General features: G+C 64.0%; 30 protein-coding genes and 1 pseudogene. 7 read left to right on the top strand and 24 right to left on the bottom strand.

Annotated features, from left to right (window positions below):
- Window positions 1-81 precede the first annotated feature (81 nt).
- Window positions 82-1170, bottom strand: a complete 1089-nt coding sequence (locus GGQ64_RS20310; RefSeq protein ID WP_183807143.1) for a PAS domain S-box protein — start codon at window positions 1168-1170, stop codon at window positions 82-84.
- A gap of 316 nt (window positions 1171-1486) precedes the next feature.
- Between GGQ64_RS20310 and GGQ64_RS20305 the strand changes: the two genes are divergently transcribed.
- A complete protein-coding gene (locus GGQ64_RS20305; RefSeq protein WP_183807142.1) occupies window positions 1487-1723 on the top strand; it encodes a hypothetical protein in 237 nt (78 codons plus the stop codon).
- 7 nt (window positions 1724-1730) lie between these two features.
- Here the strand turns inward: GGQ64_RS20305 and ligD are convergent.
- The 8 genes and pseudogenes from ligD to GGQ64_RS20265 form a co-directional block, all read right to left on the bottom strand.
- Window positions 1731-2713 (bottom strand): annotated as a pseudogene (gene ligD, locus GGQ64_RS20300) (non-homologous end-joining DNA ligase).
- Window positions 2714-2897: 184 nt separating this feature from the next.
- A complete protein-coding gene (locus GGQ64_RS20295; protein WP_183807141.1) occupies window positions 2898-3650 on the bottom strand; it encodes a calcium-binding protein in 753 nt (250 codons plus the stop codon).
- Between the two features lie 145 nt (window positions 3651-3795).
- A complete protein-coding gene (locus GGQ64_RS20290) occupies window positions 3796-4443 on the bottom strand; it encodes a bifunctional DNA primase/polymerase (protein ID WP_183807140.1) in 648 nt (215 codons plus the stop codon).
- A gap of 252 nt (window positions 4444-4695) precedes the next feature.
- The gene (locus tag GGQ64_RS20285; protein WP_183807139.1) at window positions 4696-5109 is read right to left on the bottom strand and encodes a hypothetical protein; all 414 of its coding nucleotides are present in this window, start codon (window positions 5107-5109) and stop codon (window positions 4696-4698) included.
- A 102-nt stretch (window positions 5110-5211) separates the two neighbouring features.
- Complete coding sequence (locus GGQ64_RS20280) at window positions 5212-5418, bottom strand: helix-turn-helix transcriptional regulator (RefSeq protein WP_183807138.1); 207 nt, start codon at window positions 5416-5418, stop codon at window positions 5212-5214.
- A gap of 67 nt (window positions 5419-5485) precedes the next feature.
- A complete protein-coding gene (locus tag GGQ64_RS20275) occupies window positions 5486-5986 on the bottom strand; it encodes a hypothetical protein (protein WP_183807137.1) in 501 nt (166 codons plus the stop codon).
- Window positions 5986-7218: a tyrosine-type recombinase/integrase gene (locus GGQ64_RS20270; protein ID WP_183807136.1), complete on the bottom strand. Its 1233-nt coding sequence runs from the start codon at window positions 7216-7218 to the stop codon at window positions 5986-5988. The genes GGQ64_RS20275 and GGQ64_RS20270 overlap by 1 nt, the downstream gene beginning before the upstream one ends.
- Before the next feature lie 250 nt (window positions 7219-7468).
- Entirely contained in the window at window positions 7469-7825 is a 357-nt protein-coding gene (locus tag GGQ64_RS20265) for a DUF982 domain-containing protein (protein ID WP_183807135.1), read from the bottom strand.
- A gap of 51 nt (window positions 7826-7876) precedes the next feature.
- Between GGQ64_RS20265 and GGQ64_RS20260 the strand changes: the two genes are divergently transcribed.
- The gene (locus GGQ64_RS20260; protein ID WP_210300326.1) at window positions 7877-8104 is read left to right on the top strand and encodes a hypothetical protein; all 228 of its coding nucleotides are present in this window, start codon (window positions 7877-7879) and stop codon (window positions 8102-8104) included.
- Between the two features lie 15 nt (window positions 8105-8119).
- On the top strand, window positions 8120-8530 hold the full coding sequence (locus GGQ64_RS20255) for a hypothetical protein (RefSeq protein WP_183807133.1): 411 nt from the start codon (window positions 8120-8122) through the stop codon (window positions 8528-8530).
- A 244-nt stretch (window positions 8531-8774) separates the two neighbouring features.
- Here the strand turns inward: GGQ64_RS20255 and GGQ64_RS20250 are convergent, their stop codons facing one another.
- On the bottom strand, window positions 8775-9794 hold the full coding sequence (locus tag GGQ64_RS20250; RefSeq protein WP_183807132.1) for a DNA topoisomerase IB: 1020 nt from the start codon (window positions 9792-9794) through the stop codon (window positions 8775-8777).
- 15 nt (window positions 9795-9809) lie between these two features.
- A complete protein-coding gene (glgX, locus tag GGQ64_RS20245) occupies window positions 9810-11900 on the bottom strand; it encodes a glycogen debranching protein GlgX (RefSeq protein ID WP_183807131.1) in 2091 nt (696 codons plus the stop codon).
- A gap of 268 nt (window positions 11901-12168) precedes the next feature.
- Between glgX and GGQ64_RS20240 the strand changes: the two genes are divergently transcribed.
- Together GGQ64_RS20240 and GGQ64_RS20235 are read left to right on the top strand one after the other, a co-directional pair.
- Window positions 12169-12384: a hypothetical protein gene (locus tag GGQ64_RS20240; protein ID WP_183807130.1), complete on the top strand. Its 216-nt coding sequence runs from the start codon at window positions 12169-12171 to the stop codon at window positions 12382-12384.
- A gap of 57 nt (window positions 12385-12441) precedes the next feature.
- Complete coding sequence (locus GGQ64_RS20235; protein WP_183807129.1) at window positions 12442-13005, top strand: DNA-3-methyladenine glycosylase; 564 nt, start codon at window positions 12442-12444, stop codon at window positions 13003-13005.
- 41 nt (window positions 13006-13046) lie between these two features.
- Here the strand turns inward: GGQ64_RS20235 and GGQ64_RS20230 are convergent, their stop codons facing one another.
- The 6 genes from GGQ64_RS20230 to GGQ64_RS20205 form a co-directional block, all read right to left on the bottom strand.
- The gene (locus tag GGQ64_RS20230; RefSeq protein WP_183807128.1) at window positions 13047-13577 is read right to left on the bottom strand and encodes a MerR family transcriptional regulator; all 531 of its coding nucleotides are present in this window, start codon (window positions 13575-13577) and stop codon (window positions 13047-13049) included.
- Between the two features lie 125 nt (window positions 13578-13702).
- Window positions 13703-14041, bottom strand: coding sequence for an integration host factor subunit alpha (locus GGQ64_RS20225; RefSeq protein WP_183807127.1), 339 nt, complete (start codon window positions 14039-14041; stop codon window positions 13703-13705).
- A gap of 107 nt (window positions 14042-14148) precedes the next feature.
- A complete protein-coding gene (locus tag GGQ64_RS20220) occupies window positions 14149-15120 on the bottom strand; it encodes a beta-ketoacyl-ACP synthase III (RefSeq protein ID WP_183807126.1) in 972 nt (323 codons plus the stop codon).
- An 8-nt stretch (window positions 15121-15128) separates the two neighbouring features.
- Window positions 15129-16187: a phosphate acyltransferase PlsX gene (gene plsX, locus GGQ64_RS20215; protein WP_183807125.1), complete on the bottom strand. Its 1059-nt coding sequence runs from the start codon at window positions 16185-16187 to the stop codon at window positions 15129-15131.
- A 102-nt stretch (window positions 16188-16289) separates the two neighbouring features.
- Window positions 16290-16841 (bottom strand): YceD family protein, encoded by a 552-nt coding sequence (locus GGQ64_RS20210; RefSeq protein ID WP_183807124.1) that lies wholly within the window; start codon window positions 16839-16841, stop codon window positions 16290-16292.
- Window positions 16842-16868: 27 nt separating this feature from the next.
- Window positions 16869-17471: a ubiquinol-cytochrome C chaperone family protein gene (locus GGQ64_RS20205; protein WP_183807123.1), complete on the bottom strand. Its 603-nt coding sequence runs from the start codon at window positions 17469-17471 to the stop codon at window positions 16869-16871.
- A gap of 78 nt (window positions 17472-17549) precedes the next feature.
- Between GGQ64_RS20205 and GGQ64_RS20200 the strand changes: the two genes are divergently transcribed.
- Window positions 17550-18044 carry an outer membrane protein assembly factor BamE gene (locus tag GGQ64_RS20200; protein WP_183807122.1) on the top strand — a complete coding sequence of 165 codons (495 nt, stop codon included), beginning with the start codon at window positions 17550-17552 and terminating at the stop codon, window positions 18042-18044.
- Window positions 18045-18117: 73 nt separating this feature from the next.
- Here the strand turns inward: GGQ64_RS20200 and GGQ64_RS20195 are convergent, their stop codons facing one another.
- From GGQ64_RS20195 to ribH, 4 genes are all read right to left on the bottom strand, one after another.
- Window positions 18118-20256, bottom strand: a complete 2139-nt coding sequence (locus GGQ64_RS20195; RefSeq protein WP_183807121.1) for a sodium-translocating pyrophosphatase — start codon at window positions 20254-20256, stop codon at window positions 18118-18120.
- 167 nt (window positions 20257-20423) lie between these two features.
- Window positions 20424-21668 carry an MFS transporter gene (locus GGQ64_RS20190; RefSeq protein ID WP_183807120.1) on the bottom strand — a complete coding sequence of 415 codons (1245 nt, stop codon included), beginning with the start codon at window positions 21666-21668 and terminating at the stop codon, window positions 20424-20426.
- A 10-nt stretch (window positions 21669-21678) separates the two neighbouring features.
- Window positions 21679-22173 (bottom strand): transcription antitermination factor NusB, encoded by a 495-nt coding sequence (gene nusB, locus GGQ64_RS20185; protein ID WP_343059525.1) that lies wholly within the window; start codon window positions 22171-22173, stop codon window positions 21679-21681.
- Window positions 22170-22631 (bottom strand): 6,7-dimethyl-8-ribityllumazine synthase, encoded by a 462-nt coding sequence (gene ribH / locus GGQ64_RS20180; protein ID WP_183807119.1) that lies wholly within the window; start codon window positions 22629-22631, stop codon window positions 22170-22172. Before ribH ends, nusB begins: the two co-directional genes overlap by 4 nt.
- Before the next feature lie 218 nt (window positions 22632-22849).
- On the opposite strand from ribH, the gene GGQ64_RS20175 reads away from it, so the two are divergent.
- Complete coding sequence (locus GGQ64_RS20175) at window positions 22850-23362, top strand: cupin domain-containing protein (protein ID WP_183807118.1); 513 nt, start codon at window positions 22850-22852, stop codon at window positions 23360-23362.
- Window positions 23363-23675: 313 nt separating this feature from the next.
- On the opposite strand, the gene GGQ64_RS20170 is transcribed toward GGQ64_RS20175, so the two are convergent.
- The 3 genes from GGQ64_RS20170 to ribD all read right to left on the bottom strand — a co-directional run bounded on the left by GGQ64_RS20170 (window position 23676) and on the right by ribD (window position 26423).
- Window positions 23676-24485, bottom strand: coding sequence for a Hint domain-containing protein (locus tag GGQ64_RS20170; protein WP_183807117.1), 810 nt, complete (start codon window positions 24483-24485; stop codon window positions 23676-23678).
- A 208-nt stretch (window positions 24486-24693) separates the two neighbouring features.
- Window positions 24694-25314 carry a riboflavin synthase gene (locus GGQ64_RS20165; RefSeq protein WP_183807116.1) on the bottom strand — a complete coding sequence of 207 codons (621 nt, stop codon included), beginning with the start codon at window positions 25312-25314 and terminating at the stop codon, window positions 24694-24696.
- A gap of 2 nt (window positions 25315-25316) precedes the next feature.
- Window positions 25317-26423: a bifunctional diaminohydroxyphosphoribosylaminopyrimidine deaminase/5-amino-6-(5-phosphoribosylamino)uracil reductase RibD gene (gene ribD, locus GGQ64_RS20160; RefSeq protein WP_183807115.1), complete on the bottom strand. Its 1107-nt coding sequence runs from the start codon at window positions 26421-26423 to the stop codon at window positions 25317-25319.

Genomic DNA, 26423 nt, shown 5'->3' with positions numbered 1-26423 from the left:
ATCTGCTCGTCTGAAAATCTGCTCTTCTTCATTCGTCCGTCCTTTGAAGGGCCGGACTCTAATAACTTTTGGAGGGAATTTTTAGTGGCAGGTCAGAAGCTCAAATGCATTGCGCGGAAGAGCGAGCCTGATCAGAAGCCCATGCGCTTGCCAATCCCTCGATACCTGTGCATCCAGAGCGCGAACCAACATCTTCTCGAGGGTCGTTCCGAATCCGGCTTCCTTGGTCTGCACGACAGCCGTGGTCCCCACATTCGATTCCAGCCACGCGATTTCTAAACCGTCCCGGTCCGGCGTTAAGGTAACATCCAGCCGCCCTTCTGCCACAGAAAGAGCGCCGTACTTCACTGAGTTGGTGGCATACTCATGAAATAGCAGTGCAAGGCTCGTGACCCGGCCGGCACTGATCTGTGTGTCCTCCCCGTGCAGACGCCAGCGCCCGACTTCTTTGTCCTCAAACGGAGAGAGGAGATTTGACAGGAGCGTGAAGAACGTCGTGGACTGTTCCGCGGAGGGTGCCTTGCCGTCACTAAAGCTAGGCAAAGTCATCTCGTGGGCGCGCGATAACGAAATCAGGCGGTTCTTCATGCCGTTGGCAAGCTCTTCAGGCGTCCGCGCCGTGCGTGCCGCCAGCGTTATGATGCTGCCGGTGATCGCAAAGAGATTCTTGACGCGGTGATGCATCTCCTGCAGCAGCATGTTCTGATGTTCTACCGCACGCTTCCTGTCTGAAATATCACGGGCGATCTTGGAGGCGCCAATGATCTTGCCGTCGCTGCCCCGGATTGGCGAGATTGTGAGGGAAATGTCAATCAGCGTGCCGTCCTTGCGGCGGCGGATTGTCTCAAAATGGTCGACCCGCTCTCCCGCATTGATCCGAGCGAGAATCGCCGGCTCTTCGTCCAGACGATCCTCTGGAATCAGAATCGTAATCGGTCGCCCAACTGCTTCGTCAGACGTATACCCAAAAAGCCGCTCCGCGCTCAGGTTCCAGGTGGTGATGATCCCCTGCAATGACTTGCTGATGATGGCGTCGTCGGACGATTCGACAATCGCCGCCAGGAACGCCGCAGCTTCATCTCCCAGATGCGCTGCCCTTCCCTCAGCTTCTGACTTCTGTAGACGGCCTTTTACCATTTCGCCGCCACTGCCAAGGGGGTCATCTTCCATTCTTCACGTTCCCGAGGTTGAAAATTGTCTGGCAGCCTCCCAAACGAGCCCGCTTTTGTAAGGATACTAATTTCCGGTGGTAGAGCGCAATGACCGCTGTGGCCCACGCTAGCCTTCTCGCAACGGCTCCCAGCCACACTGGTTCGAGACAGAAGAGTTCTCCTCAAACGCATCATTCCCAATGGCTTTAGAATTTGTCGGGCAGAAAATCGGCCATTGATATCCCTATGCATTTTTCTCTGACACCCTAAAAGATCGCCGCATTGACAACCACGGCCAATGAGAACATTTATAGAACAAACGAAAAGGTGTTCCGATGGCAATGGCTGAAAAATATATCGTCCTTCCATTCAAGCGTGTTCGCGGAGGCCTGGCGCCTGGCGAGATGCGCGCCGCGTCGACGGCTGCCGGCGCTGAGAAGGTGGCTGCAGCAATGGCGCCACGTCATATCGGTGTGGCTGCGTATGCCGTTCAGGTCGACATGGAAAGCGGCGACATGAGCAGCCCGAGGCTTCTGGTCCAATTCGGCCAGATCGGGGATCTGGCGGCCTAACGCTGGTTCAATCCGACAAACGGTAGACCGACGCCGCATCCGCCTCTTCGCGCAGCCCCTTGAATGATGCGTGCCGTAGCTTGCCATCGTCAGTCCAAGCGCGAAATTCGATCTTGGCCACCAGCACCGGCTTCACGAACGCCCCGTTGCGTTTGCCCACATCGGTAGCGGGCTTTGGCATCGTGATTGCGTCTAGCTGGCGGCGCAGCGCCGTTGCGGAGCGGGCCGTGAAACCGGTACCGACGCCTCCGACATAGACCAGTTGATCGCTCTTCCGAGCCGCCAGAAGCAGACGGCCGATACCGCCAAGGGCGACTCGTGATGGTTCGTAGCCGACGATGATGAAACCCTCGCTCTGGACACATTTGATCTTCACCCAGTCGCCGTTCCGTCCCGCCCGGCAGGGCATTTCGACATTCTTGCCTATTATGCCTTCGAGCCCCAATTCGCAGGCGGCACTGACCAGTAACGGGCCATCGGAACCGATATCCTCTGAGAGCCGGATTTTGCCTTCCTCGACCTCGACCAGTTGCTCAAGCAGCGCCCGCCGACCGTGCAGCGGCATGCGTGTCAAATCGTGCCCATTGAGATAGAGAACGTCGAAGGCATAGAACAGTGCCTCACCCGCGCGTCGCTTGCCGCCACGGCCGCCGAGGGCCCGCTGCAACCCGCCGAAATCGGATCGGCCCCGGTCGTCAAGGACAACAGCCTCTCCATCAAGAATCATTGTCGTCCTCGGCATTTGCATTGCCGCGTCAGCGATGGCGGGAAAGCGGTCCGTCCAGTCGTGACCGCCGCGCGTAATGATGCGAACGCCGGCTTCGTCCTTATGAACAGCCAATCGATATCCATCCCATTTCACCTCGAACATCACTGTCGACCGACAGGAGGCTTGCTGACAAGCAGCGCAAGGCAGGGCTCAATGCGAACCGGCATTGGATCAAGCTGAAGGGCTGCGTCTGAAGCAATACGTTTGGCCATGCCCCATATTGCATGACGGGCTTTTTTGTTCCGCAGCGGAACTTTCCTGCCGGCTGAAAGTTCCTGGATCTGGGCCGATCTCCCCTCCGGCCCATTTGGGTGGGTCGCGTCGCAACAGGCACCTTGCCCAGAAAGCCAGCGGAGGTGAACACGGCCCTCCGCTGGTTACCACTTTAAGCAAGATGCTCGTCGTTCAGAGGATGAAGTCGCCCTTTTCAAGATGCAGCTCGTCGTCGAGCCGGACAGAAAAGTCGGCTTTGCCGTCGCCGTTCCGGTCGGCATAGACGAACGTGTCGTCGGAGCGGATTTCATAGCGAAGCTCACCCGCCTTCTCGTGAAAATCGGCATCGTTGATGAACTTGAAAGCTTGGTTTCCGGATGATTCCGAGTTGGCATCGATAGAAGACACGTTGATCTTGTCGCCGCCGTCGAGACTAAAGTCGTAGATCGTATCGCGCCCTGAAAAACCGACCGTCGATTCCGCGACCGTCTTGAAGATGAACCTGTCGGCACCATCGCCGCCATAGAGCTTGTCCCGTCCGATGTCCCCGCGAAGCTTGTCCGCGCCGTCACCGCCGCTCAAACGGTCGTTGCCCTGGCCGCCGCGCAGTTCGTCGGTGCCGTCGGAGCCGTACAGGAAGTCGTTGCCGCGGTCTCCCTCCAACCGATCGGCGCCGCCGGCACCGTATAGGAAGTCGATCCCGGCACCGCCCTGCAGCCTGTCCGCGCTGCCGCCGCCATAAAGGAAGTCCTTGCCGTCGCCGCCCTGGAGCCTGTCTTGGTCGTCAAATCCAAACAACCTATCGTTGCCCCCACGGCCTTCGAGACGATCCTCGTCTCCCGTGCCCTTGAGCGTTTCGCTGGCAGAGGTGCCGATTTTGTGAACCATCACACGATCCTCCATGGAAAGACGGGAGGAAAATAGAGCGTCGCTATAGTCCTTCAACCGATACTAATAGCCGCCGATCACTCCACCAATTGAGGAGTTGGACGTCGATGACAGCGCATTCGGGCGGCTCACACGTCTCGAAACCGCCATCCCGCCCGGTTGCTCTCGCCTCCCATGATCGGGACCACGATAAACTCGTCGCTCACGAACGGGGAGTTACCCGTGATGCGGAAGGCGTGGTTGCCACCGGCGACGCCTGTCGCGGTGTGACCAACTGCATCAGCCAGTCCGGAGCCTCGGCAATCGGCGCATCGTTGTCCCAGGTATAGCAGCGGCCATCCGCCAGGACGCTGCCGGGCGCAATGACGTAGCCGCCTGATCCTCGCAAATCCGCGCCTGGCCCGATCGACGCGCGGTTTTTCACTTCACTGGAGTACTTCCAATAGTAGTGCTTGCCACCGGACGCAGTTGTGGCGGTGCGTGTCTCAGGGAGGCTTCCGTGGATAGCCTCCATATCGGCAAGCCAGAGGCGGCCGTCTTCGTGTCCTGGCGGCACGTCTATGTCGAGCACCCAGGCGCCGATTTTGTCACCTGTCGGAATCCCGATCATTGCGCTTGGGTAGCGCGCCCACATTCGGCCGATGAGAGGGGCGTTGTCCGTCGCGGCATTCAAGCCATTTGGCGTAAGAGGTGTCTTCGCACCGCGCGTTTCCACCTCCCCGGTAACTGGATCGATCACGTCCTCAGGTTGATTTCGACATGGAAAAACTGGCCACCCGCTGCGATTGTATTCTAGCGCGAGATCGAGAGGTGACTGCGGTTCAGGCTGCGCTTGTGCGATTGCGGTCATGGGCGGTCACGTGCTCCGAATAATGGCGAGAGGCTGCTGCGGTGATGGCTGTTGCGGTTTCGGGCGAGAAGGTCACTGAGCGGCGACCACCGAGGGCGGTTGGCGCGTATGACAACATCCGTCCATCCGGCGCCTGGAGGAGCCGCATTCCACACACTCTGACATCGTCAGCGACCTGAACATCAAATGTGGCCATCAGCGCCATCGTTCCGCTGCCAGAATCGGCAGCGGGCTGAAGGTTAGAGATCCGCATCAGGAGAGCGCCCGGTCGAGGGGGGCGAAATCGGACACGGCAGCCGCGCCGTTCCTGGTCGCGAAGAACCGGCCTTGAATCTCGCGTGTGTCGTCGCAACGCTCGCGAATTCCACAAGCGTGTAAAAAAGCATCAAGCCGCGGCGATCGGCGCCTGCCTAACGCATCCATCAAGAAGATGAGATCAAGTGGTTCCGCATACGCGTTCGGCATGGGCTCGCAGCGGACTGACATGCGGACGAGATCGTCTTCTTCGTCTTCAATCCCGACTTCAGCGACTCGCCATCCGGTCCATCCGCTCTCCTTCCGCATGCGATTGTGAGCAGCGCGCTCGACACGGGCTATCTCATCGGCGGGACCGAGAGTGCAGTAAGCGAGCACGGTTCCGAGATTCGGGTGTTTCAAATCAAGCATAGGTCTCCTCTCGCCGGCACGAGGCCGGTCGTCTGATGTGGTGGTGATGTTGATGGTGCGTCTAGGATATACGGCGGACGTTCGGAAAGCCCTACGAGGGGCTCATGCCGCAGCCCTCGCTGCGATCACGTTGCCGTTAGCCGGCACACGCTTCTCCGCCACCCATGCATCGAGATCTTCGCTGCGGTAGATTACCGTCGTTCCAAGTTTCACATAGGTCGGGCCGCCGCCATAGCAGCGAGACTTGTCGAGAAACGATTTCGATACGCCGACATAGGCCGCGGCCTGCTTTACTCGTAGATTTGCCATCTGCTTTCCTCCGTTGCCATAATTGCATGGAGAGAGATGGCCTTTCACGCATCCCAAGAATAGAGGTTCATTCTTGGGACAGTTTGGCGGCGGCTAGACGCATCGCCCGATCAGCTTTCCACTCGTGTGGCCAGCGGCGCATGAAGTCGGGCGCCTGCCCCTTTCGGGACAGGGCATTATTTGCGGTCTTGAATGAAATCTCACCCTTCGACTGTTTGGAGATCGTCCTCGCCGCCTCTGCTTGAGATTGCCCTCCCCTCATGTTCGCCTTCATGCGGGAACGAAGCATAAAATTCCCCATTCCTACGGGGCGGCCACCCGTATTACTTCTGTCGTCCGGTGTGTCGATCCTGAAGAGGGGATCATACTTTAAGGCCAGTTCAAGTGCTAGCTGGCGCCAGCCGGTTGCATTGGGCTCCAGACCATTGTGAGACTTGAGCAGAGCATCAAGACGTTCCCCCATTTCGGTCGCAAGCTCGTTCTCGTCTGTGAGTTCGGTTACACGTATCGGTCCTCGGCCGAGCACTTCGACCCATTCTGGTAGGTGGTCTTCACCATCGTTCGCCATCACCTGCCTCCCAGAGCTGCGAAAATCTGACCTGCAATTGCGTCAGCGGCTCGGCGAGACGAATCGACGTCGACGTGGGCGTATCTCGCTGTCGTCTTGGCATCTGCGTGCCCCAGCAGCTTTCCGATGACCGGAAGCCCGAGGCCGGACCATGCGCCAACCGACGCAAACGAATGTCGAAGGTCGTGGACGCGAAGGCCGGGAAGTGCTGCCCGTCTTGTGATAGCGGCCCACGGGCGCTTCAGGTCGGCTCGCGGCTTCTCATCCTCAAGCCCGGCGCTCTCTCCGGCAATCACGTAAACGCCAATGCGCGGCAAGCCCTTGATAATGTCGACGGCCGGCGCTGATAAGACCGTCGTCCTGCGACCAGTCTTGCTGTCCGCAAGAAATAGCAGTCCACGATCGAGGTCGACTTCATCCCACCGGAGATGCAGAACCTCGCGCAACCGCATTCCCGTCAACAGATATAGCCGAATCGCGCCCGTAACCGATGGGTGGATTTTTATGCGCTGCCCTTTCGGAGCATGCTTGGCAGAGCCTGCGTTGACTTCGAATCCAATCGTCTCCGCTTCATGCATTGCCTCGCCCAGACGCTGCATCTCGTCGACCGTCAAGAACCGTTCGCGCCCTTCTTCTCTATTGAGGTCGATGCCCCTGGCTGGGTTGAAGCCAACCGGCACGAATCCATTCTTGGCACCCCAGACGAATGCCGCTGCCAGCAGCTTCATCGCCCGATTGGCGGAGATGCGTGCCTCCTTGGACATTGCGGCATGCGCGCGCTGAACATCAACTCGCGTCAGCACAACAGCCTTCGTGGTGCCCATGTGTGGATCAATATGCTTGCGCAGCATGATACGGTAGAACTCGGCAGACGATGCTTTCCTGTTAGCGGCAACGAAGTCTTCGATATATGTCGAAACCAGCGTTTTTACTGTCACACTGGCGCGCTCGTCCGCCCGATCCTTCGCCAAGTCTTTACCCAGGCCGGCGTGGGCGATCGCTTTGCGCGCTGCCTCCCTGGCCTCATTCGCTTTAAGGGTTCCAACGCGGCCAAGCTTAAGACGCTTCTTGCTGCCGCCCGCAACGGGTCGGAATTCCGCAAAATAGGTGCCGGTCCCCGTTGTGGTTCGATAGAAGCCGAAGCCAGACAGGTCTTCATCGAAGAAATATTTGGTCTTGTTCGGTGGGGCGGAATCCATGATTTCAGCCACCGTTGCTGCAGTCAGTTTCAAAAGCTCCTCCCAAACTTATAGCCACACTGTAGCCAGTAATTTAGAGATGACCCCGAAATAGTCAAGCGGGCATAGGTTGGCCAACGTTGGAAATTGGGGACATAAAAGTATTGCGTCCAACACAGGAAATAGCCAGAAAAGCGAAGAAACAAGACTGGGGGTCAAGGGGTCGTGGGTTCGAATCCCGCCGCTCCGACCATTTTTCCCTTGCCCAATTCAAGACTTAGCTGACAGATTCGCCGGTGGCGCTTCAGGCGCCGGCGAGGGCGTGCGCCATGCGGGTGACTGCGGCGATGCGGCCGTCGATTTGAGGCAACGGCGAGCGGGCGGAGCCGGGCCGCTGGCGGTTGCGGCGGTCGCCGGCGACCGGCATGCCGGCCTCCAGGCAGGCGAAGGCGAAGGCTTCGCGGGCGATCGGCGCAGGCAAGGACCGCGCAAGCGCCTCGCGGCACTGGCGGATCGCCCGCTCATAGAGCGCGCCATCACGGATCGGCCATTCATTTTCGAGGAAATCCAGCGCGTCGTAGATGCAGGAAAACTCGCGCGTCAATCCGGATTGCAGATGAACACGGACCGGATCGGTCCAGCGAGGATAAGGGCTGTTCATTTCGGTGTCTCCTGGCCCTGCATGCTTCTGTGCGTCCCATAGATGATTCGCATGACGATACCGCGACGGTTGGCCATGACTGCTGCCCCGGAGCGGCTGACCATGTCGGCTGCGCGGACGTGGAACGTCGATCGCCGCGGCTTGTTCCCCTTCGATGAGAAATCTATTCAAAAGCTGCGGTACCGGCCGGAAAATTCAGGCGACGGCGACCTGCCCGACCCGGTGCAGCCGGAACAATTCCGCGAGCGATGCGGTTTCCCAAAACGACAGGAACGATAACGGAAGGAGATCGCCATGGATGCGCCTCGAAGCAGCAATGCGGCAAAGCCGGACAGGACGGAGGCGCCGGTCAAGGTCGGCCCGGGCGCGACCCGACCAGGCCCGCTGGGCCGGCCGGTGGCCATCGTGCTCGCCTGCGCGCTGGCGCTTGTGGCGGTCGTCTGGGCCGCGACAGAATACTGGGGTGAGACCCAGGACGGCGACGTCGAGGAGACTGGCGGGGGAACTGCCGACCAGCCCGCCGTGACCGAGCCGGCGCCGGCACCCTCGCCCGATGCGCCCGCAACCAGCGCCCCGTCGCAGAGCGACCCAGCCAGTTCGGCGCCCACGGAGAGCGACCCCAGGCCGCCGTCGTCCACGGGCGGCGACAGCCAGAGCACGACGCCGGACGGAACGCAGCAGACCCCGGCGGCGCCGCAGCAGTAAACGCGACGATGCCGGCGGCACGGGTACCGCCGGCGTCTTCGCCTGCTTCCGGAGAGGGGTACGGGGAACGGCAGATTCGTTGCCGTCATCAGCGCAGGGGCCCTGCCCGCCGTTGTCCCGGAGCGGCCTGACCGCGATGTGGCTGGCCGAAAGGGTGGGAACAGGATCGCCGGTCCTGAATTTCATGGGATGAAGGCGACCGGATCGACCTTGCGGGCGGACGCGCCGCGGGCCGGGCTGCAGTTCAGCCTTTGCGGCGCGGCCGCCGTGCCAGAAAGGCGAGCAGCCGGCTTTCTTCCGCTCTCAGACCTTTCGGCGCGGCGGCCGCCCCGTTGCCCGCCTTGAGCGGCGCGGTGCGTTGGGCAAGACCGAGCACGTCGGGATGGATGTAGCTCGTGCGGCAGATCGCCGGCGTGTTGTGCAGGATCGCGGCGGCCGCCTCGCTCATCCGGCGGATCGTCGGACGCTCGCCCGCCGCCAGCATCCGGCGCGCCTCGGCAAACGCCGCGAGGCTGCCCGCCCAGGTGCGAAACGTCTTGGCCGAGACCGCAAGATCCATGTGCTCGGCCAGATAGGCATTCAGCCTTCCCGAATCGATCGGCCGGACGGCGCCATCCTCTCCCATCCAGACGAACAGCTGCCGCCCCGGCAGGTCGGCCACGGCTTCCAGCATCCGATGCAGGCGGGGGTTTCGCAACACGCGCCGCACGCGCTTGCCGCCTTTGCCCGTGAATCGCAGCTCGATGCAGTCCTCGGCGACCCTCACATGCCGCTTGAGCAGCGTCGTGGCGCCATAGGTGCGGTTCTCGGCGGCATAGGCGGAATTTCCGACGCGCAGGTGCTCCTCGTCCAGCAGCGTGACGAGACCCGCCAGGATCGTGTCGGGACTGCCGACCGACCCTTCGAGATGCCGGCGCAGGGTGCGGCGCAGTTTCGGCAGGGCCATGGCGAAGGGAACGAGCTGCTGGAACTTGTCGGCGCTGCGCAGCGCCTTCCATTCGCCGTGGTAGCGGTATTGCTTGCGCCCGCGCGCATCCAGCCCCGTCGCCTGCAGGTGGCCGTTTTCCAGCATGCAGATCCAGACGTCGCGGTAGGCCGGCGGCAGCCCGAGCGCTGCTATCCGCCTCTTGACGTCCGGATCGTCCAGCAGCGTGCCGCACGGCAGGCGATAGCAGAACCCGCGACCGCGACGCTCGCGCCGGATGCCCGGCTCGCTGTCGCTGACATAGGTCAGCCCGATCTTCTGCAGCGTGCGGTCGAGCATTGGGGGCCTCCCGTTTCAGCCCGCCGGCGAAAAGACGAGCACGCTGGCGCCGGGCGACGTCGTCTGTTCCTGTGCGTCCACCTGCTCGAACGGCGCCTCGGCGCCGGTATCGAGGACGCGCTGCCAGCGCGCGACGCCGTTCGGCGACGGCAGCCGGATCTCGCAGTCGCCGCCGGCGTTGAACACGAGCAGGAGTTGGTCGGCGATCTGTTGCCCGTCGTCGGCCTGGGCCGTCTTCGCCAGATAGAGCATGACGAGGCGGCGGCCGGCGTCGCCCCAGGCCGCCTCGTCCATCGGATGGCCGTCTTCGCGGAACCAGGCGATCTCCGTCGGGCCGTCGCCGCTGCTTCCGTCCAAAAATCGCTCCGGCCGCAGGCAGCCGTGCTCCTTGCGCAACGCGATCATCCGGCGGCAGAAGTCGACGAAGGGATCGTCGAGGCCGCTCCAGTCGGTCCAGCCGATCTCGTTGTCCTGGCAGTAGGCGTTGTTGTTGCCGCCCTGGCTGTTTCCCACCTCGTCGCCGCCGAGGATCATCGGCACCCCCTGGCTGAGCAGCAGCGTCGCCATCATGTTGCGGCGGCGGCGCGCGCGCGCCTCGGCGATGCCGGGGTCGTCCGTCGGCCCTTCCCATCCCATGTTGTGCGAATGGTTGGCCGAGTGGCCGTCGCGGTTGTCCTCGCCGTTCGCCTCGTTGTGCTTGCCGTCATAGGAGACGGTATCGGCCAAGGTGAAACCGTCATGGGCGCTAAGCAGGTTGACCGAGGTCGTCGCGCCGCGGTCGGAGTGGTTGAACTGCACGGCAGTACCGGTCAGGCGCTGCGACAGGCCGGAGACCAGCCCCTCGTCGCCCTTCCAGTAGCGGCGCACGTCGTCGCGGTACTTGTCGTTCCACTCGCGGAACGGATGCGGGAAGCCGCCGACCTGGTAGCCGCCGTCGCCGACATCCCATGGCTCGGCGATCAGCTTGACGCCGGCGAGCACCGGATCCTGCCGGATCGCGTCGAAGAAGCCGCCGTCCCGGTCGAATTCGACATGGCGGGTACGGCCGAGCGTGCTGGCGAGATCGAAGCGGAACCCGTCGACATGCATGACGCCGACCCAGTAGCGCAGGCTGTCGAGGACCATGCGCAGCACCATGGGATGGGCGACGTTCAGCGTGTTACCGGTCCCGGTCGTGTCGTAGCTGTGGCGCTTGTCCCCCGGCGACAGGCGATAGTAGCTGAGGTTGTCGAGCCCGCGGAAGCTCAGGGTCGGACCGCGCTCCGAACCCTCCGCGGTGTGGTTGTAGACCACGTCCATGATCACCTCGATGCCGGCTGCGTGGAAGTGCTTGACCATCGTCTTGAACTCGGTGATCCGGTCGCCCGACATGAAGCGCGGCTGCGGCGCGAAGAAGCCGAGCGTCTGGTAGCCCCAGTAGTTTCTCAGGTCCTTTTCGAGAAGGTAGCGGTCGTCGGGGAAATACTGGATCGGCAGGACCTCGACTGCGGTGATGCCGAGTTTCACCAGGTGGTCGACGATCGGATCGCTGCTCATGCCGAGGAAGGTGCCGCGCAGGTCCTCGGGCACGTCGGGATGCAGCATCGTCATGCCGCGCACATGCGCCTCGTAGATGATCGTGTCGGTCCATGGCCGGCGGATCGCCTCGTCGCCGTCCCAGTCGAAGCTCGGGTCCTGTACGACGCCCTTGAGCGCAAACGGCGCGCTGTCGCGCTCGTCGAAGGAGAGATCCCCCTCCTCCGCCCCGATCCGGTAGCCGTAGAGCGCGTCGTCCCAGACGAGTTCGCCCTTGATCTGCTTGGCATAGGGGTCGAGCAGCAGCTTGTTCGGGTTGAAGCGATGGCCGGCGGAGGGATCGTAGGGGCCGTGCGCGCGGTAGCCGTAGACGGTGCCGGGCTTCAGCCCCGCGACATAGCCCGACCAGATATCGCCCTCGCGCTTGGGCAGCGCCATCCGCGCCGTCTCCTCCTTGCCGTCGGGCGAGAAGAGGCACAGATCGATGCTTTCGGCATGGGCCGAGAAGACCGCGAAATGCACGCCGTCGCCGGTGAACTCGGCCCCCAACTCAGGCTTGAGGAAGTCGAGTTCGGAAAAGGAAATGGTCATCGTGGTGCCGCCCCATTGGTTCGCTTCGATTTGATATCTGCCCTCGGGTCATCGCCGGTGTGACATGGGCCAGTGTGACATGGGCCAGTCCGACATTGCCGATGTCCCCTGCACCCGGCCGGCGTGCTGACGCCGTGCCTGCAACGCGGCACCGGGGCGAAAGTTCCGCGCGGCGGACCTCGGCGAGGCGGAACCCGGAGGATTTCGCGATGGGGGACGGAACTTTCCCCTTCGCCCGCCATTTCGTGCCACGGAAAGGCAGGTTGTCATGATCCCATCCCAACCCCCATTGAACGTGCATTACGATCCGGCCAGCAAGACCGCCCTGCTCCAGTGCGGCAAGCGCAGCAAGGTCCTGCACGATCTTCCGACCCTGCAGACGGCAGAGGACGCGGCACGCGAATTCGCCAGCAGCAACTGGGGCTATGTCGAAGAGAAAGCGGGCGAGACCCGGGACGACCGCCATCCGGCCGGCAACGCCTGAGCCGGATGCGTCCGCGATCCCGTTGCGACACGGCCCGCGGGATGGCACAAGGCGGGAATGGCTCAGGGTGATGCGACGGTTTGGCAGGACTTCTTCGATCGCGACGCGCAGACCGTCGCGCCGGAACTGATCGGTGCGCAGCTTGCGATCGACGGCGTCGGCGGCGTGATCGTGGAGACGGAAGCCTATGCGCCGGACGACCCCGCCTCCCACAGTTTCCGGGGAGAGACCCCGCGCAACCGGGCCATGTTCGGCCCGCCCGCCCATGCCTATGTCTATCGGTCCTACGGCATCCACTGGTGCCTGAACCTGGTCTGCCGTCCCGGCAGCGCGGTGCTGATCCGTGCGTTGGAGCCGACGACAGGGATCGAGGCGATGCGCGCGCGGCGCGGACTGGACAATGTGCGGCTACTCTGCGCCGGTCCCGGACGCCTCTGCCAGGCGCTCGGCGTGACGGACGCGCTGGACGGCCTGCCCGTCACCCTTCCGCCGTTCCGGATCGAACCCCCGAAGGCGCCTGCGATCGTCGGCTCGGGCGTCCGCATCGGACTGACCAAGGCGATCGACGTTCCCTGGCGGTTCGGGCTGGGCGGCTCGCCGTTTCTGAGCCGCAAGCTCTGAAGGAGCTTCCAGGTGCCGCCCGCCGGATGGGAGAGCGGCTCCTATCTCACCTGGTCGAGCAGGCGCTTGCATTCCAGAAGGTCATAGAGCGCTTCCTGGAGAAGGGCGCGATCCTCCTTGCCGACGCTGCTCTTGCCGATCGAGATTTCCGGCGCATCCTCGCTGCCGCCGCCGACGAAGGAGAAGAAGCGCCGGCTGGTCGGCGCCTTGGCGCGGCCAACGATCTGGTCGTCGTCTGCGGTCTTCGGCGCCGACGGCTCGTCCTGGTTGGCGGCAGCCAGCGCCTCGACGGTGGCAAGGTCGCCGCTGGCGATGGCCGCCACGAACTTGTTGCCGTTGTTCTTCAGGAGCTTCTGGACGCCCTTGATCGTGTAGCCGTGATCGTAGAGCAGGTGGCGGATGCCCTTCAGAAGCTCGACGTCGTCGGGGCGGTAGTAGCGCCGCCCGCCGCCGCGCTTCATCGGCTTGATCTGCGAAAACCGCGTCTCCCAGAAGCGCAGGACATGCTGCGGAAGGTCGAGATCGTCCGCGACCTCGCTGATGGTGCGGAAGGCGTCGGGGCTCTTCTCCATCGATACTCCTCACCGAAAGGCGTTTTCGACTCACGTTCGGCCGGGCCGGCTGAGTCTTTGCATTTCAGCGGGTTGTCACACTTTTTTCAAGCGGAGAATCGGGGCCGTCCCAAGACGATCCGCAATCAGGACGCCGGCGCCTGCACCTTCTGCCTGGTCTTGCGGGCGGTGTGGGCCTTGAGAACGCGCTGCTTGAGCACGTTGGAGGCCTTGAACGTCATGACGCGACGCGGCGAGATCGGCACTTCCTCCCCCGTCTTCGGGTTGCGGCCGATGCGCTCGTTCTTGTCGCGGACCTGGAAAGTCGCGAAGGATGACAGCTTCACGCTTTCGCCACGGACGATGGCATTGCAGATTTCATCGATCACGGTTTCGACGAGTTCCGCCGATTCTGTTCTGGAAAGACCGACCTTCCGAAAAACGGATTCGGCCAAATCTGCGCGTGTCACGGTTTTGCCGCTCATCTTCTCCCACCGTTTTCTTATTGAAAGCGCTCGGTTATCGGGCAAGAGTATTGCCCTTGCCCCTGTCGGTCAAGCACCGTTGAAGTAGGGGGCCGGGCATCCTCCGCCTACCAGCGAAGCAGAACCGCGCCCCAGGTGAAACCGCCGCCCATCGCTTCCAGGAGCACGAGGTCGCCCTCCTTGATGCGGCCGTCGGCGGCAGCGGTTGCCAGCGCCAGCGGGATGGAGGCGGCAGACGTGTTTCCATGCAGGTCGACCGTGACGACAACCTTCTCGAGCGGAATGCCGAGCTTCTTGGCCGAACCGTCGATGATTCGGCGATTGGCCTGGTGCGGGACCAGCCAGTCGAGGTCTTCGATCGACAGCCCGGTGGCGTCGAAGGCGGCTACGATCACGTCGGTGATCATGCCGACGGCATGCTTGAAGACCTCGCGGCCCTCCATGCGCAGGTGACCGACGGTGCCGGTGGTGGACGGCCCGCCATCCACGTAGAGCTTGTCGAGATGGGCGCCGTCGGAGCGAAGCTGGGCCGTCAGCACGCCGCGGTCGGCCACCGTCCCCTCGCCCTCCTGGGCCTCGAGCACGATCGCGCCCGCACCGTCGCCGAAGAGCACGCAGGTCGTGCGGTCGGTCCAGTCGAGGATGCGCGAGAAGGTCTCGGCGCCGATGACCAGCACCCGGCGCGCCAGTCCGCCGCGGATATAGGCGTCGGCCGTCGTCACGCCGTAGACGAAACCCGAACAGACCGCCTGGACGTCGAAGGCGAAGCCATGGTGCATGCCGAGGCGGTTCTGGATGTTGACGGCGGTGGCCGGAAAGGTGTTGTCCGGGGTGGAGGTGGCGACGATGATCACGTCGATGTCGGCGGGCGTCAGCCCTGCCCTGTCCAGTGCCTCGCGCGCCGCCGCCTCGCCGAGCGACGCCGTGGTCTCGCCTTCGCCGGCGATGTAGCGCTGGCGGATGCCGGTCCGCTGCACGATCCACTCGTCGGACGTGTCGACCATGCTCTCCAGCTCACGATTGGTGAGCACCCGCTTCGGAAGCGACGTTCCGAAACCGCGAACCACTGAACGGATCATCTGCTATCCTATATCCCGTCGCTCATGCCGCCGGCCGCGCCTTGGACGGGTCTGTCTGCATGATACCTCTTGAGGTCTTCTTCTATCTTTTCCTTCAGCCCGTTGCGGGCCATGTCGTAGCCGACGTCCACCGCCGCCGCAAAACCCTCGGCATCGGTGCCGCCATGGCTCTTGATGACGATGCCGTTGAGGCCGAGGAAGACGCCGCCGTTGACCTTGCGCGGGTCCATCTTCTCGCGCACCCGGTCGAAAGCGCTCTTGGCCAAGATGTAGCCGAGCTTGGCCATCCAGGTCCGCGACATGGCCGCGCGCAGATATTCGGCGATCTGCCGCGCCGTGCCCTCGGCCGCCTTCAGCGCGATGTTGCCGGCAAAGCCTTCGGTGACGACGACGTCGACCGTGCCGCGGCCGATGTCGTCGCCTTCTACGAATCCATAATAGTCGATCGTGTCAAAATTGGCCTCGCGGATGAGCTGGCCCGCGGCCTTGACCTCTTCCTGGCCCTTGATCTCCTCGACGCCGACATTGAGCAGGCCCAGCGTCGGGCGCTCGATCTCGAACAGAGCGCGCGCCATGGCGCCGCCCATCAGGGCGAAATCGAACAACTGGTTGGCGTCGGCGCCGATCGTGGCGCCGATGTCGAGCACGATGCTCTCGCCCTTCAGCGTCGGCCAGATGCCGGCGATCGCCGGCCGCTCGATGTCGGACATCATGCGCAGGCAGAATTTCGCCATGGCCATCAGCGCACCGGTATTGCCGGCAGACACGGCGACGTCGGCATCCCCCTTGGCGACCGCGTCGAGCGCCAGCCACATCGACGACTTGTTGCGGCCACGGCGCAGCGCCTGGCTCGGCTTCTCGTCCATGCCGATCGCGATTTCGCAATCGGTGAACGTGCTGGCCTCCTTGAGCTTCGGATAGCTTTCGAGCAGCGGCTGGCATTGGGAAGCGATGCCGAACAGGCAGAACCGAATGTCGGGGTGACGTTCGAGCGCCTTGGCTATGCCAGGGATGACGACCTGCGGGCCGTAATCGCCACCCATGACATCGACGGAAATTCTGACCACGCGTGTCCAGTCCTTGTTCTCCAGCCCGGGGGGCGGATTTTCGGTCAAAATACTGCTTTTCGTCCGGGTGACAACTGAATTGTCGAGGGCCCGAAGGCCCATTCAACTCTTTTTCCAGTCCTTCAACGCGGCAAATGGCGACGGTTTTGCGTCATCGGACCCGGTGCTTTCCAAATGGGCGGAAAAAGCGATGCCATCCTTGCGCGGATAGGGGTCGATCGCCATGGCGGCATATTCGGCGGCGACCGCGCCGGCATCGATCGTGTCGCCCTGGAACGTCTCGGGACTGTCGGGCCCGTCCGGGTCCAGCAGCATCTCGCCGGTCTCGGTCAGGGCCGCACGGGCGAGCTTGGAGCCTTCCGGCACGAAGATCGCGTCCACCGGCTCGTCGATCCTGGAGGCGACCGGTTCGAGCGTGACGACGCAGGTCTGCACGATCTCGGTCTTGACCCTGCCCTTCAGCCGGACGCCGTCCCTCTTCCAGCGCCGGACCTCGAACTCGGCCGAGAACGCCTTGACCTCGACGACGCCCCACTGCCTGGCCAGCGCCCTGCATTCAGCGGGGTCGGCGGCGATCTTCACCGTCACCGGGTTGGACGAGATGTGCCCCACCTTCACGGGGTAGGAGAACGACTGGTCTTCGATGTTCTTCATGGTCCTGTCCTTGGCTGCCCTGCCGTCTCAGGCGGCCGGGCCCGCCGGAGGCAGTTGCGCCTCCCCGGTTTCAACGATCGCTTCATCCAGCGCCGTCAGGTGGGTCTCGGCGGCAAAGAGATAGCGCGCCAGTTCCTGCATGTCGGGCACGCCCTCATCCGCTTGCGGATAGATATTGCGTTTCAGCGCCTGCGCAAGGGCTGCCGCGTCGCCGGCGTCGAGGGCGGCGGCATAGACTTCCAGCCTGCCGTAGAAGCGGGCGGCGAGCTTCTTCATCCGCTTCGGCACGCCGACGTCGCTGATGCCGAGCTCGCGGATCGAATGGTCGATGTCCTGGAAGAAGGCGTCGACGATCTGCTGGGCGATTTCCTGGCCCGACGTGGCCGATGAACGGGTGCGGCGGAAGTAGACGATCATCACGGCCGACAGCATCTCCAGCCGCCCCATCACCGTGTCGGGCACATCGAGGCGCTCGTAGAGATAGGGCTGCCGGGCGGCCGCGGTCAGATGGCCGTACTGGCGCTCGACGATCCGCTGGTTTGCGTTTTTTTTCTTCAGCAGGCCGAAAATCATCATAACGCCCAGTTTTGGCTGATTGAAGGAGCAAGCGCTGCCAGTGTCGTGTTGCATGACAGCCGAAGCTGGTTTACCGAAGCACCCACGAATTGCAATGGCTTGCCAGCCATCATAGCCTCAAGGGGATTGTCGTTGAAGAGACGCTATTTTGGGACTGACATGAAACTGCTACGCAACGCAGCCATTGCCATCGGCCTTTCCACCACCGTGCTTGCAGGATGCCAGACCGGCGAGATCCTGAACCAGGGCTATGTCGTCGACGAGCAGACGCTGGCGCTCGCCCCGGTCGGCTCCTCGCGCGAACAAGTGCTGCTGTCGCTCGGAACGCCGTCCACGACGGCGACCTTCGACACCGAGGTGTTCTACTACATCTCGCAGAAGCGCTCGCGCCCGGTCGCCTTCATGAAGCCGAAGCTGATCGAACAGAGCATCCTGACCGTCTATTTCAACAAGGACGGCAACGTGGATCGCCTCGCGAACTACACGATGAAGGACGGCGTGCCGTTCGACATGATCTCGCGCACCACACCGACCGGCGGCGTCGAGCAGACCTTCCTCGGCCAGCTCCTGAAGGGTGGCGCCGACCCGAACGCGGCGATCCGCAACGCGCTCAGCCAGCCGCAATAACGGCGCCTGTCATCACCATGCAAAAGGCCGCGGAGCTTGCGCCCCGCGGCCTTTTTCGTTCATTTCCGTCGTCTCAGGCCAACACGGCCAGAAGCAGCAGTGCGACGATGTTGGTAATCTTGATCGCCGGGTTCACCGCCGGGCCGGCGGTGTCCTTGTAGGGATCGCCGACCGTGTCGCCGGTGACCGACGCCTTGTGGGCCTCCGATCCCTTCATGTGGCGATGGCCGTCCTTGTCGACGAAGCCGTCCTCGAAGCTCTTCTTGGCGTTGTCCCAGGCGCCGCCGCCGGAGGTCATCGAGATGGCCACGAACAGGCCGTTGACGATGACGCCGAGCAGCGAGGCGCCGAGTGCTGCAAAGGCAGACGCCTTGGAGCCGGAGATCAGCAGCACGCCGAAATAGACGACGAGCGGCGCCAGCACCGGCAGCAGCGAGGGCACGATCATCTCGCGGATCGCGGCCTTGGTGAGAAGGTCGACGGCGCGGCCGTAGTCCGGCTTGTCGGTGCCCTTCATGATGCCGGGCTTCTCCTTGAACTGCCGGCGCACCTCCTCGACGATCGAGCCTGCGGCCCGGCCGACGGCGGTCATGGCGATGCCGCCGAAGAGGTAGGGGATCAGCCCGCCGAAGATCAGCCCCGCCACCACGTAGGGGTTGGACAGATCGAAGGAGATCTCGCCGATGCCGGCAAAGTACGGATAGCGCTCCGGGTTGGCGGCGAAGTAGGCGAGGTCGTTCGAATAGGCGGCGAACAGCACCAGCGCGCCGAGGCCGGCCGAGCCGATCGCATAGCCCTTGGTCACGGCCTTGGTGGTGTTGCCGACCGCGTCCAAGGCATCCGTGGACTTGCGCACCTCCGGCGGCAGGTGGGACATCTCGGCGATGCCGCCGGCGTTGTCGGTCACCGGACCGAACGCGTCGAGCGCCACGATCATACCCGCAAGCCCCAGCATGGCGGTGACCGCGATGCCGGTGCCGAACAGGCCGGCAAGCTGGTAGGTGGAGATGATGCCGCCGACGATGACGATCGCCGGAAGTGCTGTCGATTCCAGCGAGACCGCCAGGCCCTGGATGACGTTGGTGCCGTGGCCGGTCACCGAAGCCTGCGCGATCGAATTGACCGGCCGCTTGTTGGTGCCGGTGTAGTACTCGGTGATGACCACGATCAGCGCGGTGACGACGAGGCCGAGCAGGCCGCAGAAGAACAGGCTCGTTCCCGTCACCTCGACGCCGCCGCCGATGCCGATCGAACCCCAGCCGATCGTCAGCGAGGTCGCAGCCGCCAACCCCAGGATCGACAGCAGGCCGGTGGCGATGAGGCCCTTGTAGAGGGCCCCCATGATCGAGCTCTTGGTTCCGAGCTTGACGAAGAAGGTGCCGATGATCGAGGTGATCACGCAGGCCGCGCAGATCGCCAGCGGATAGACCATCGCCGCAGCCAGCACCGGCGTTCCGGCGAAGAAGATCGCCGCCAGCACCATGGTCGCCACGACCGAGACGGCATAGGTCTCGAACAGGTCGGCCGCCATGCCGGCGCAGTCGCCGACATTGTCGCCGACGTTGTCGGCGATCGTGGCCGGGTTGCGCGGGTCGTCCTCGGGGATGCCGGCCTCGACCTTGCCGACGAGGTCGCCGCCGACGTCCGCACCCTTGGTGAAGATGCCGCCGCCGAGACGGGCGAAGATGGAGATCAGCGAGGCACCGAAGCCGAGCGCCACGAGCGAATCGATGACTTCGCGGGAGGCCGGATCATGGCCGAGGACCGCGGTCATATACCAGTAGTAGATCGAGACGCCGAGCAGGGCGAGGCCCGCGACCAGCATGCCGGTGATGGCGCCGGACTTGAAGGCGATCTCGAGGCCGGACGCCAGGCTGACCGAGGACGCCTGCGCCGTGCGCACGTTGGCGCGAACCGAGACGTGCATGCCCATGAAGCCGGCGGCACCGGAGAGAACCGCACCGATCAGGAAGCCGATGGCGGCGCTTGCGGAAAGAAGAAGCCAGACCGCGATGAAGACGACGATCCCGACGATTGCAATGGTCTTGTACTGGCGGGTGAGATAGGCCTGAGCCCCCTCCCGGATATAGCCTGCAATTTCCTGCATGCGGGCGTTCCCCTGATCGGCGGCAAGCACCGACCGCGTTGCCCAGATGGCATAGACCACCGAGAGCAACCCGCATGCGATAACGCCCAACAATATGGTGGCCATTTCGCTATTTCCTCCTGTGAAGCCGCAGTTCCCAGCGCTACGGCCATAAAAAACGCCAGCGACCCGATTGCCTCCTCACAAAACGGGCGGTTGACGACAGGGGCAGAGTGCAAGTGCGAATCGCCCGCGTCAAGACGCAGCCGCCAGATCGCAATGATCGGCAAGGCTTATCCTGCCAAAGGCGCGGATTGGCGGGCTCGTGCCCGCGTGCGGTAGAGCAGCATCAAGACGAGGAACAGGCTGATGCCGGTCACCGGCCAGAAGACGAGGTTGATGGTCTGCCAGCCATAGGCGTTGAAGACCTTGCCGGAGGAGAAGGACGCGAGCGCGACGGTGCCGAAGAGGACGATGTCGTGGAAGCCCTGGACCTTGTCGGCCTCGTGCGGCCGGTAGCTGGAGGCGACGAGCGCAGTCGAACCGATGAAGCCGAAGTTCCAGCCGATGCCGAGCAGGATCAGCGCCCCCCAGAAGTTCCAGAGCGCGATCCCCATGTGGGCGATCGCCGCGCAGGCCATCAGGATCAGGAGGCCGGCTGCGACCACCTTCTCCGTGCCGAAGCGCTGGATCAGCATGCCGGTGAAGAAGCTCGGCGCGAACATGGCGAGCACGTGCCACTGGATGCCGAGGGTGGCCAGTTCCGGCGAGAAGCCGCAGCCGATCACCATGGCGAGTGGCGCGCCGGTCATCATGAAGGTCATCAGCGCATAGGTGGCGATGCCGCAGACCATGCCCGTCAGGAAGCGCTGGGTGAGCACGATCTCGGCCAGCGGGCGGACGGGTGCCGTGTGCCCTCCCCCCGACACCGCGGTCTCCGGCAGGCGCAGCATGGCAAACAGCACGATCGCCGACAGGCACAGCGGGACGAGCGCCACAAAGGCGCCGGCAAAGAGCACGGGCTCGAAAAGGTCCTTGGTGAAGATCACGAGCTGGGGCCCGAGGATGGCGGAGACGACGCCGCCCGCGAGGATCCAGGAGATCGCCCGCGGCTTGTAGAACGAAGGCGAGGCGTCGGCGGCGGCAAAGCGGATCTTCTGGGCAAAGCCGGCCGAGACCCCGATCATCAGGAAGCCCGCCGCCATCAGCCAGATATCGGACCGGAATAGCGCGATGGCGGAAAGCAGGCTGCCCGCGGCACCGAGCAGCGCGCCGGCGATGAAGCCGTAGGTGCGGCCGATTGCGCGCGCGAGGATGGCGACGAGGACGGCGCCAAGTGCCACGCCGATGTTGAAGCCCGTCAGCGGCGCAGTTGCGAGCGACTTGTCCTCGCCCAGCAACTGATAGCCGGCAAGGCCGCCCACGGAGAAGACGATCGGCCCCGCGGAGGCGAGGATCGCCTGGGCCGCCGACAGGAGAAACACGTTGCGGCGCGCGGCAGCAAGTTCACCCTCCAGCCCTTCCGCCGCAACCGTCATCGCAAGGACCTTACGCCTTCCGTTCGGTGCGGACCTGCTTGGCGATCCGGTCCAGCACGGCGTTGACGAGCTTCGGTTCGTCGTCCTCGAAGAAGGCCTTGGCGATCTCGACATACTCGGTGACGATGACCGCCACCGGAACGTCCTTGCGCTCGATGATCTCGAAGACGCCGGCGCGCAGGATCGCGCGTACCGTCGCATCGAGCCGCGACAACGCCCAGTCGTCCTGCAGCGCGCCACCGATCAGGGGATCGAGTTTGCGCTGGTCGCGCACGACGCCGGAGACGATCGAGCGGAACCAGGCGGGATCCGCCTTCAGGTAGGTTTCGCCGTCGATCTCCTGGCCGAGACGGTGCGCCTCGAATTCGGCAACGATCTCCAGGACCCCGGCGCCGCTGATGTCCATCTGGTAGAGCGCCTGAACGGCGGCAAGGCGGGCCGCCCCGCGCTGGTTGGCCTGTCTCACCGGCTGGCTTGCCGGCTGGTCCGATTTGTCCTTGGTCACGATACGCCGCCCAGTTTCTTCTTCAGTTCGATCATCTTCAGTGCCGCGCGCGCGGCAAAGCCGCCCTTGTCGCCCTCGGAGCGGCGGGCACGCGCCCAGGCCTGCTCGTCGTTTTCGACCGTCAGGATGCCGTTGCCGATCGGCAGGCTTTCGCTGACGGTCAGGTCCATGATCGCGCGGGAGGATTCGTTGGCGACGATGTCGAAATGATAGGTTTCGCCGCGGATGACCATGCCAAGGGCCACGAAACCGTCATACTCCGTGCCGCCGTAGTCCATGCCGTCGAGCGCCATGGAGATAGCGCCCGGGATCTCGAGCGCGCCGGGAACCGTCACGACGTCGTAGGTCGCCCCCGCCACATCGAGCGCCGCCTTGGCGCCGTCCAGCAGCGCGTCCGCCATGTCGTCGTAGAAGCGCGCCTCGACGATGAGGAGATGTGGGTTTTCAGCATTTGCCATGGGTCACCCGAACGTTGGAAAAGAGGCACGCGGATCGTCGCGGCAGAGGCGCGGTCAAACCACGACGGGCGGGCGATGGCAAGGAAATTCGCACATTTCCGTGCGAATCCCGCAAACCGCGCGCATTGTTTCGCCTGCGCGATCCGGGCTCGTGTCCGGATCGCTATCGTTGATTTTGCGGCGAAGCGATCGCCGCCCGCCACCGGAGGAAAAGGACCATGGAAGAGACACTCAAGCCCGTCGTCAACCCGGGCAGGCAGACGCTCGATCACTGGACGAAGGGCAGCCTCTACGAATCGCGCGACATCGCGTTTGGCAGGCTGCTCGGGCTGAAGGACCTCGGGATCGGCTACAGCGAGGTGCCGCCGGGCAAGTCCGGCTGTCCGTTTCACAGCCACCACGTCGAGGAGGAACTCTTCGTCATCCTCGAAGGGACCGGGACCTACCGCTTCGGCGAGGTCCGGTATCCGGTCGGGCCGGGCGACGTGCTCGGCGCGCCGGCCGGCGGGGCGGAAACGGCCCATCACCTGATCAATACCGGAGAGGTGCCGCTGAAATACCTGTCGATCTCGACCATGGCGGCGACGGAGATCTGCGAGTATCCGGACTCGGGCAAGTTCCTCGCCAAGACCCGGAAGGAAACAGGTGGCCCCGTCGAATTCCGCTACACCGGCCGGGTGGAGAGCGCCGTCGACTACTGGGAGGACGAGCCGGGGGCGGACGAGGCCTGACGAGGGCGATGCTCGCCTCCCCGTCACAGGCCGCGCCTGCGACCCTTGAAGGCCAGATGGTTCGAAGCGAACCCTTGTCTTTCGTCACCCCGGACTTGATCCGGGGTCTAGCAGCGCCGCGTCCGCGGTGCAAAGGAACCCTTTGCGCTCAAGGACTTGAGCGCGCTGGACGCCGGATCAAGTCCGGCGTGACGGCCCCCTTTGGTGGCATGTTCTAAAAATCGACGTCCGGCACAAGGCTTTGGCCAGTCAGAGCCGCGGTCCGCGGCTGCTTCCGGGGCGGACGGGCTCCCGCCGGGGAGCCCCTATCGGCTCAGGCGAGCGTCTTGGCGCGTTCGGCAAGCCGCTCATGGGCATCGCCGATCGGGTCTTCCGCCTTGGCGAACGGCATCACGACCGTCCGCAGCAGGGCCTTGAGGTGATCGCGGCCGCGCTGGTGCATGACGGGGGCGAAGGACGCCATGGTGAGCGTGGCCGCATCCGGCATGACCTTGGTCACTTCGGCGAAGTTGGCAAAGATCTCGTAGTTGGCCGCCTCGATGCGGAAGGTCTCGGCCGGCGCACCCTCGGCCAGCACGATTTCGTGGCTGTCCAGCAGGATGTGGAAATAGTCGGCCGTATCATGCCCCTTCGGCATTGCCGGAGCGATCGAACGGCCGTTGGCCAGATCCTTGGCCTGGATCAGCACGCCGTCCACATGCAGGTGATGGTAAGGCGACAGATACAGGTCCCGCGCCGGAACGCCATCGGCGAGCGCACCGCGGGCAATGCGGACCGGCATCACGTTACGCGTCCATGCGGCCCCCGTCCGCTTGAAGGTCTGCCGGCCGATCCAGCGAACGGCCATGCTCTTGCCGGTCACCGTCGTGACGCGGTCGCCGACGCGAAGGTTCTCGACCAGAACTTCACCCTTCGGGGTCGCAATCGCCGTGCCGCGCAGGAAACAGCGCGGACCCCAGCCCGGCTTGCCCTTGCGCCCGCGGTGGGCCAGGGCGCTGCCGGGAAACATACTCGTCGCCATGACGCCGATGGCGGCTGCCTTCGCGCCTGCGGCCACTGCCGCGCCGAGGAAATTGCGTCGGGCCCGATTGAACTCGGAACGTCCCTTACCATTCATAGACATAGCACTCTCCCCTGCCTCTCACGATCCGCTACCGTACACAACACATCCTGCCGCAATCAGGGATGTTAAGGAACATGCGTCCACCCGCTCCCCGGCCCCGAAAACGGTTGCGCCGGGTACCACGGAGGGGATAGCGATCGGTCTTCAGGAGGAGGGAGTACCGCTAAAGTGGATATCCACCAGCGGAGCTAGACCTCGAACGAATGATCTAGATCGTCCTTGAGGCCGGGAATTCGGCAAGGCGGGCGGCATAGCGCGCCATGGTGTCGACCTCGAAATTGACGAAATCGCCAGCCTTGCGCTCGCCCCATGTCGTCACCTCGAGCGTGTGCCGGATCAACAGGACGTCGAACACGTCGCCCTCGACTCCGTTGACCGTGAGCGAGGTGCCGTCGAGCGCGACCGAACCCTTCGGCGCGACGAAGCGCTCGAGGCCGGCGGGTGCGCGCAGCGTATAGCGGGTGGCGTCGCCCTCGGCCTCGACGGACAGGATTTCCGCCTTGCCGTCGACATGGCCGGAGACGAGATGGCCGCCGAGCTCGTCTCCGATCTTCAGCGAGCGCTCGAGATTGACGCACGTGCCCGCCTTCCAGGCGGCGATCGTCGTCAGCCGCAGCGCCTCTTCCCAGGCTTCGACCTCGAACCAGCGTTCGTTGGAGCCTGCCGCCGGCAGCGCGGTCACCGTCAGGCAGGTGCCGGAATGGGAGATCGAGGCGCCCATGTCGATCGTCGCCGGGTCATAGGCCGTGCGCACCCGCAGCCGCACGCCCTCGTTCATGGGCTCGACCCGCTCCACCGTGCCGACATCCGTTACGATTCCAGTGAACATCGCTAATCTCTTTCGTATTCTTCGAACAAATCAGGGCCGAACCGCAGGGTGCGCACGAGCGAGAAGCCTGCAGGCGCCGTTCCGGGCACAAGTGGGGATCGGATCCCCCCTTCGCCAATGGGTACGGCTCCCGCGTAGAGATGGATGCGATCGACGAGCCCCGCCGCCAAGAAGCTCGACGCGACGGACGCGCCCCCCTCGACCAGAAGCGAGGAGATGCCGCGCGATGCCAATGCCGCCAGAAGCACCGGCAGCTTGTGCGGATCGCACTGCACGACCTCGACGCCCGCCTCGTCCAGCACGGCGCGCCGGGCGAGAAACGCCTGGTCCTCGGTGTCGTCGAAACGCGGCGGCTCGGCTGCGATTGCGATCACCGGCACGCTGTGCGCGGTGAGCGCCAGCTTTCCGTACGGAGGCAGCCTCAGGTCGCGATCGAGGACGATGCGGATCGGCGAGCGGTCACCGAGCCCCGGCAGGCGGCAGGTCAGTTCCGGATCGTCCGCCTCGGCCGTGCCGACGCCGATCAGGATCGCATCGCTCGCAGCGCGCAGGACCTGCACCTGCCCGCGCGCCACGGGGCCGGTGACGACAAACTGGCCAGCGCCAAGCCGGCCGATCATGCCATCCGGCGAAACCGCCAGTTTGAGAGTGACATAGGGACGTTTCTTCACTTGCCGCATGAGATAGGCGGCCAGTGCCCGGTGCCCGTCTGCGGCCAGCACGCCGGTCTCGACCGCGATCCCCGCCGCCTCGAGCATCGCAAATCCCCTGCCCGAGACGCGTTCGTCCGGATCGCGCACGGCCACCACCACCCGCGCGACACCCGCCTCGATCAGCGCATCGGCGCAGGGCGGCGTCTTGCCATGGTGGGAACAGGGCTCGAGGGTGACGTAGGCGGTCGCGCCGCGCGCCGCCTCGCCCGCCTGCGCCAGCGCGATACGCTCGGCATGCGGCCGGCCGCCGATGTCGGTGACGCCGGTGGAAAGCACGCGCCCGTCCTTCACCAGAATGCAGCCGACGGAAGGATTGTTGGCGGTGCGGCCGAGGTTGCGCAGGCTCAGCCGGATCGCGGCGGCCATGAAGCGCTGGTCTTCCGCCGCATCCGCCAT

The sequence above is a fragment of the Mycoplana azooxidifex genome (genome assembly GCF_014196765.1).
Taxonomy (GTDB): Bacteria; Pseudomonadota; Alphaproteobacteria; order Rhizobiales; family Rhizobiaceae; genus Mycoplana; species Mycoplana azooxidifex.
This window is presented reverse-complemented; position numbering and strand designations above follow the sequence as displayed.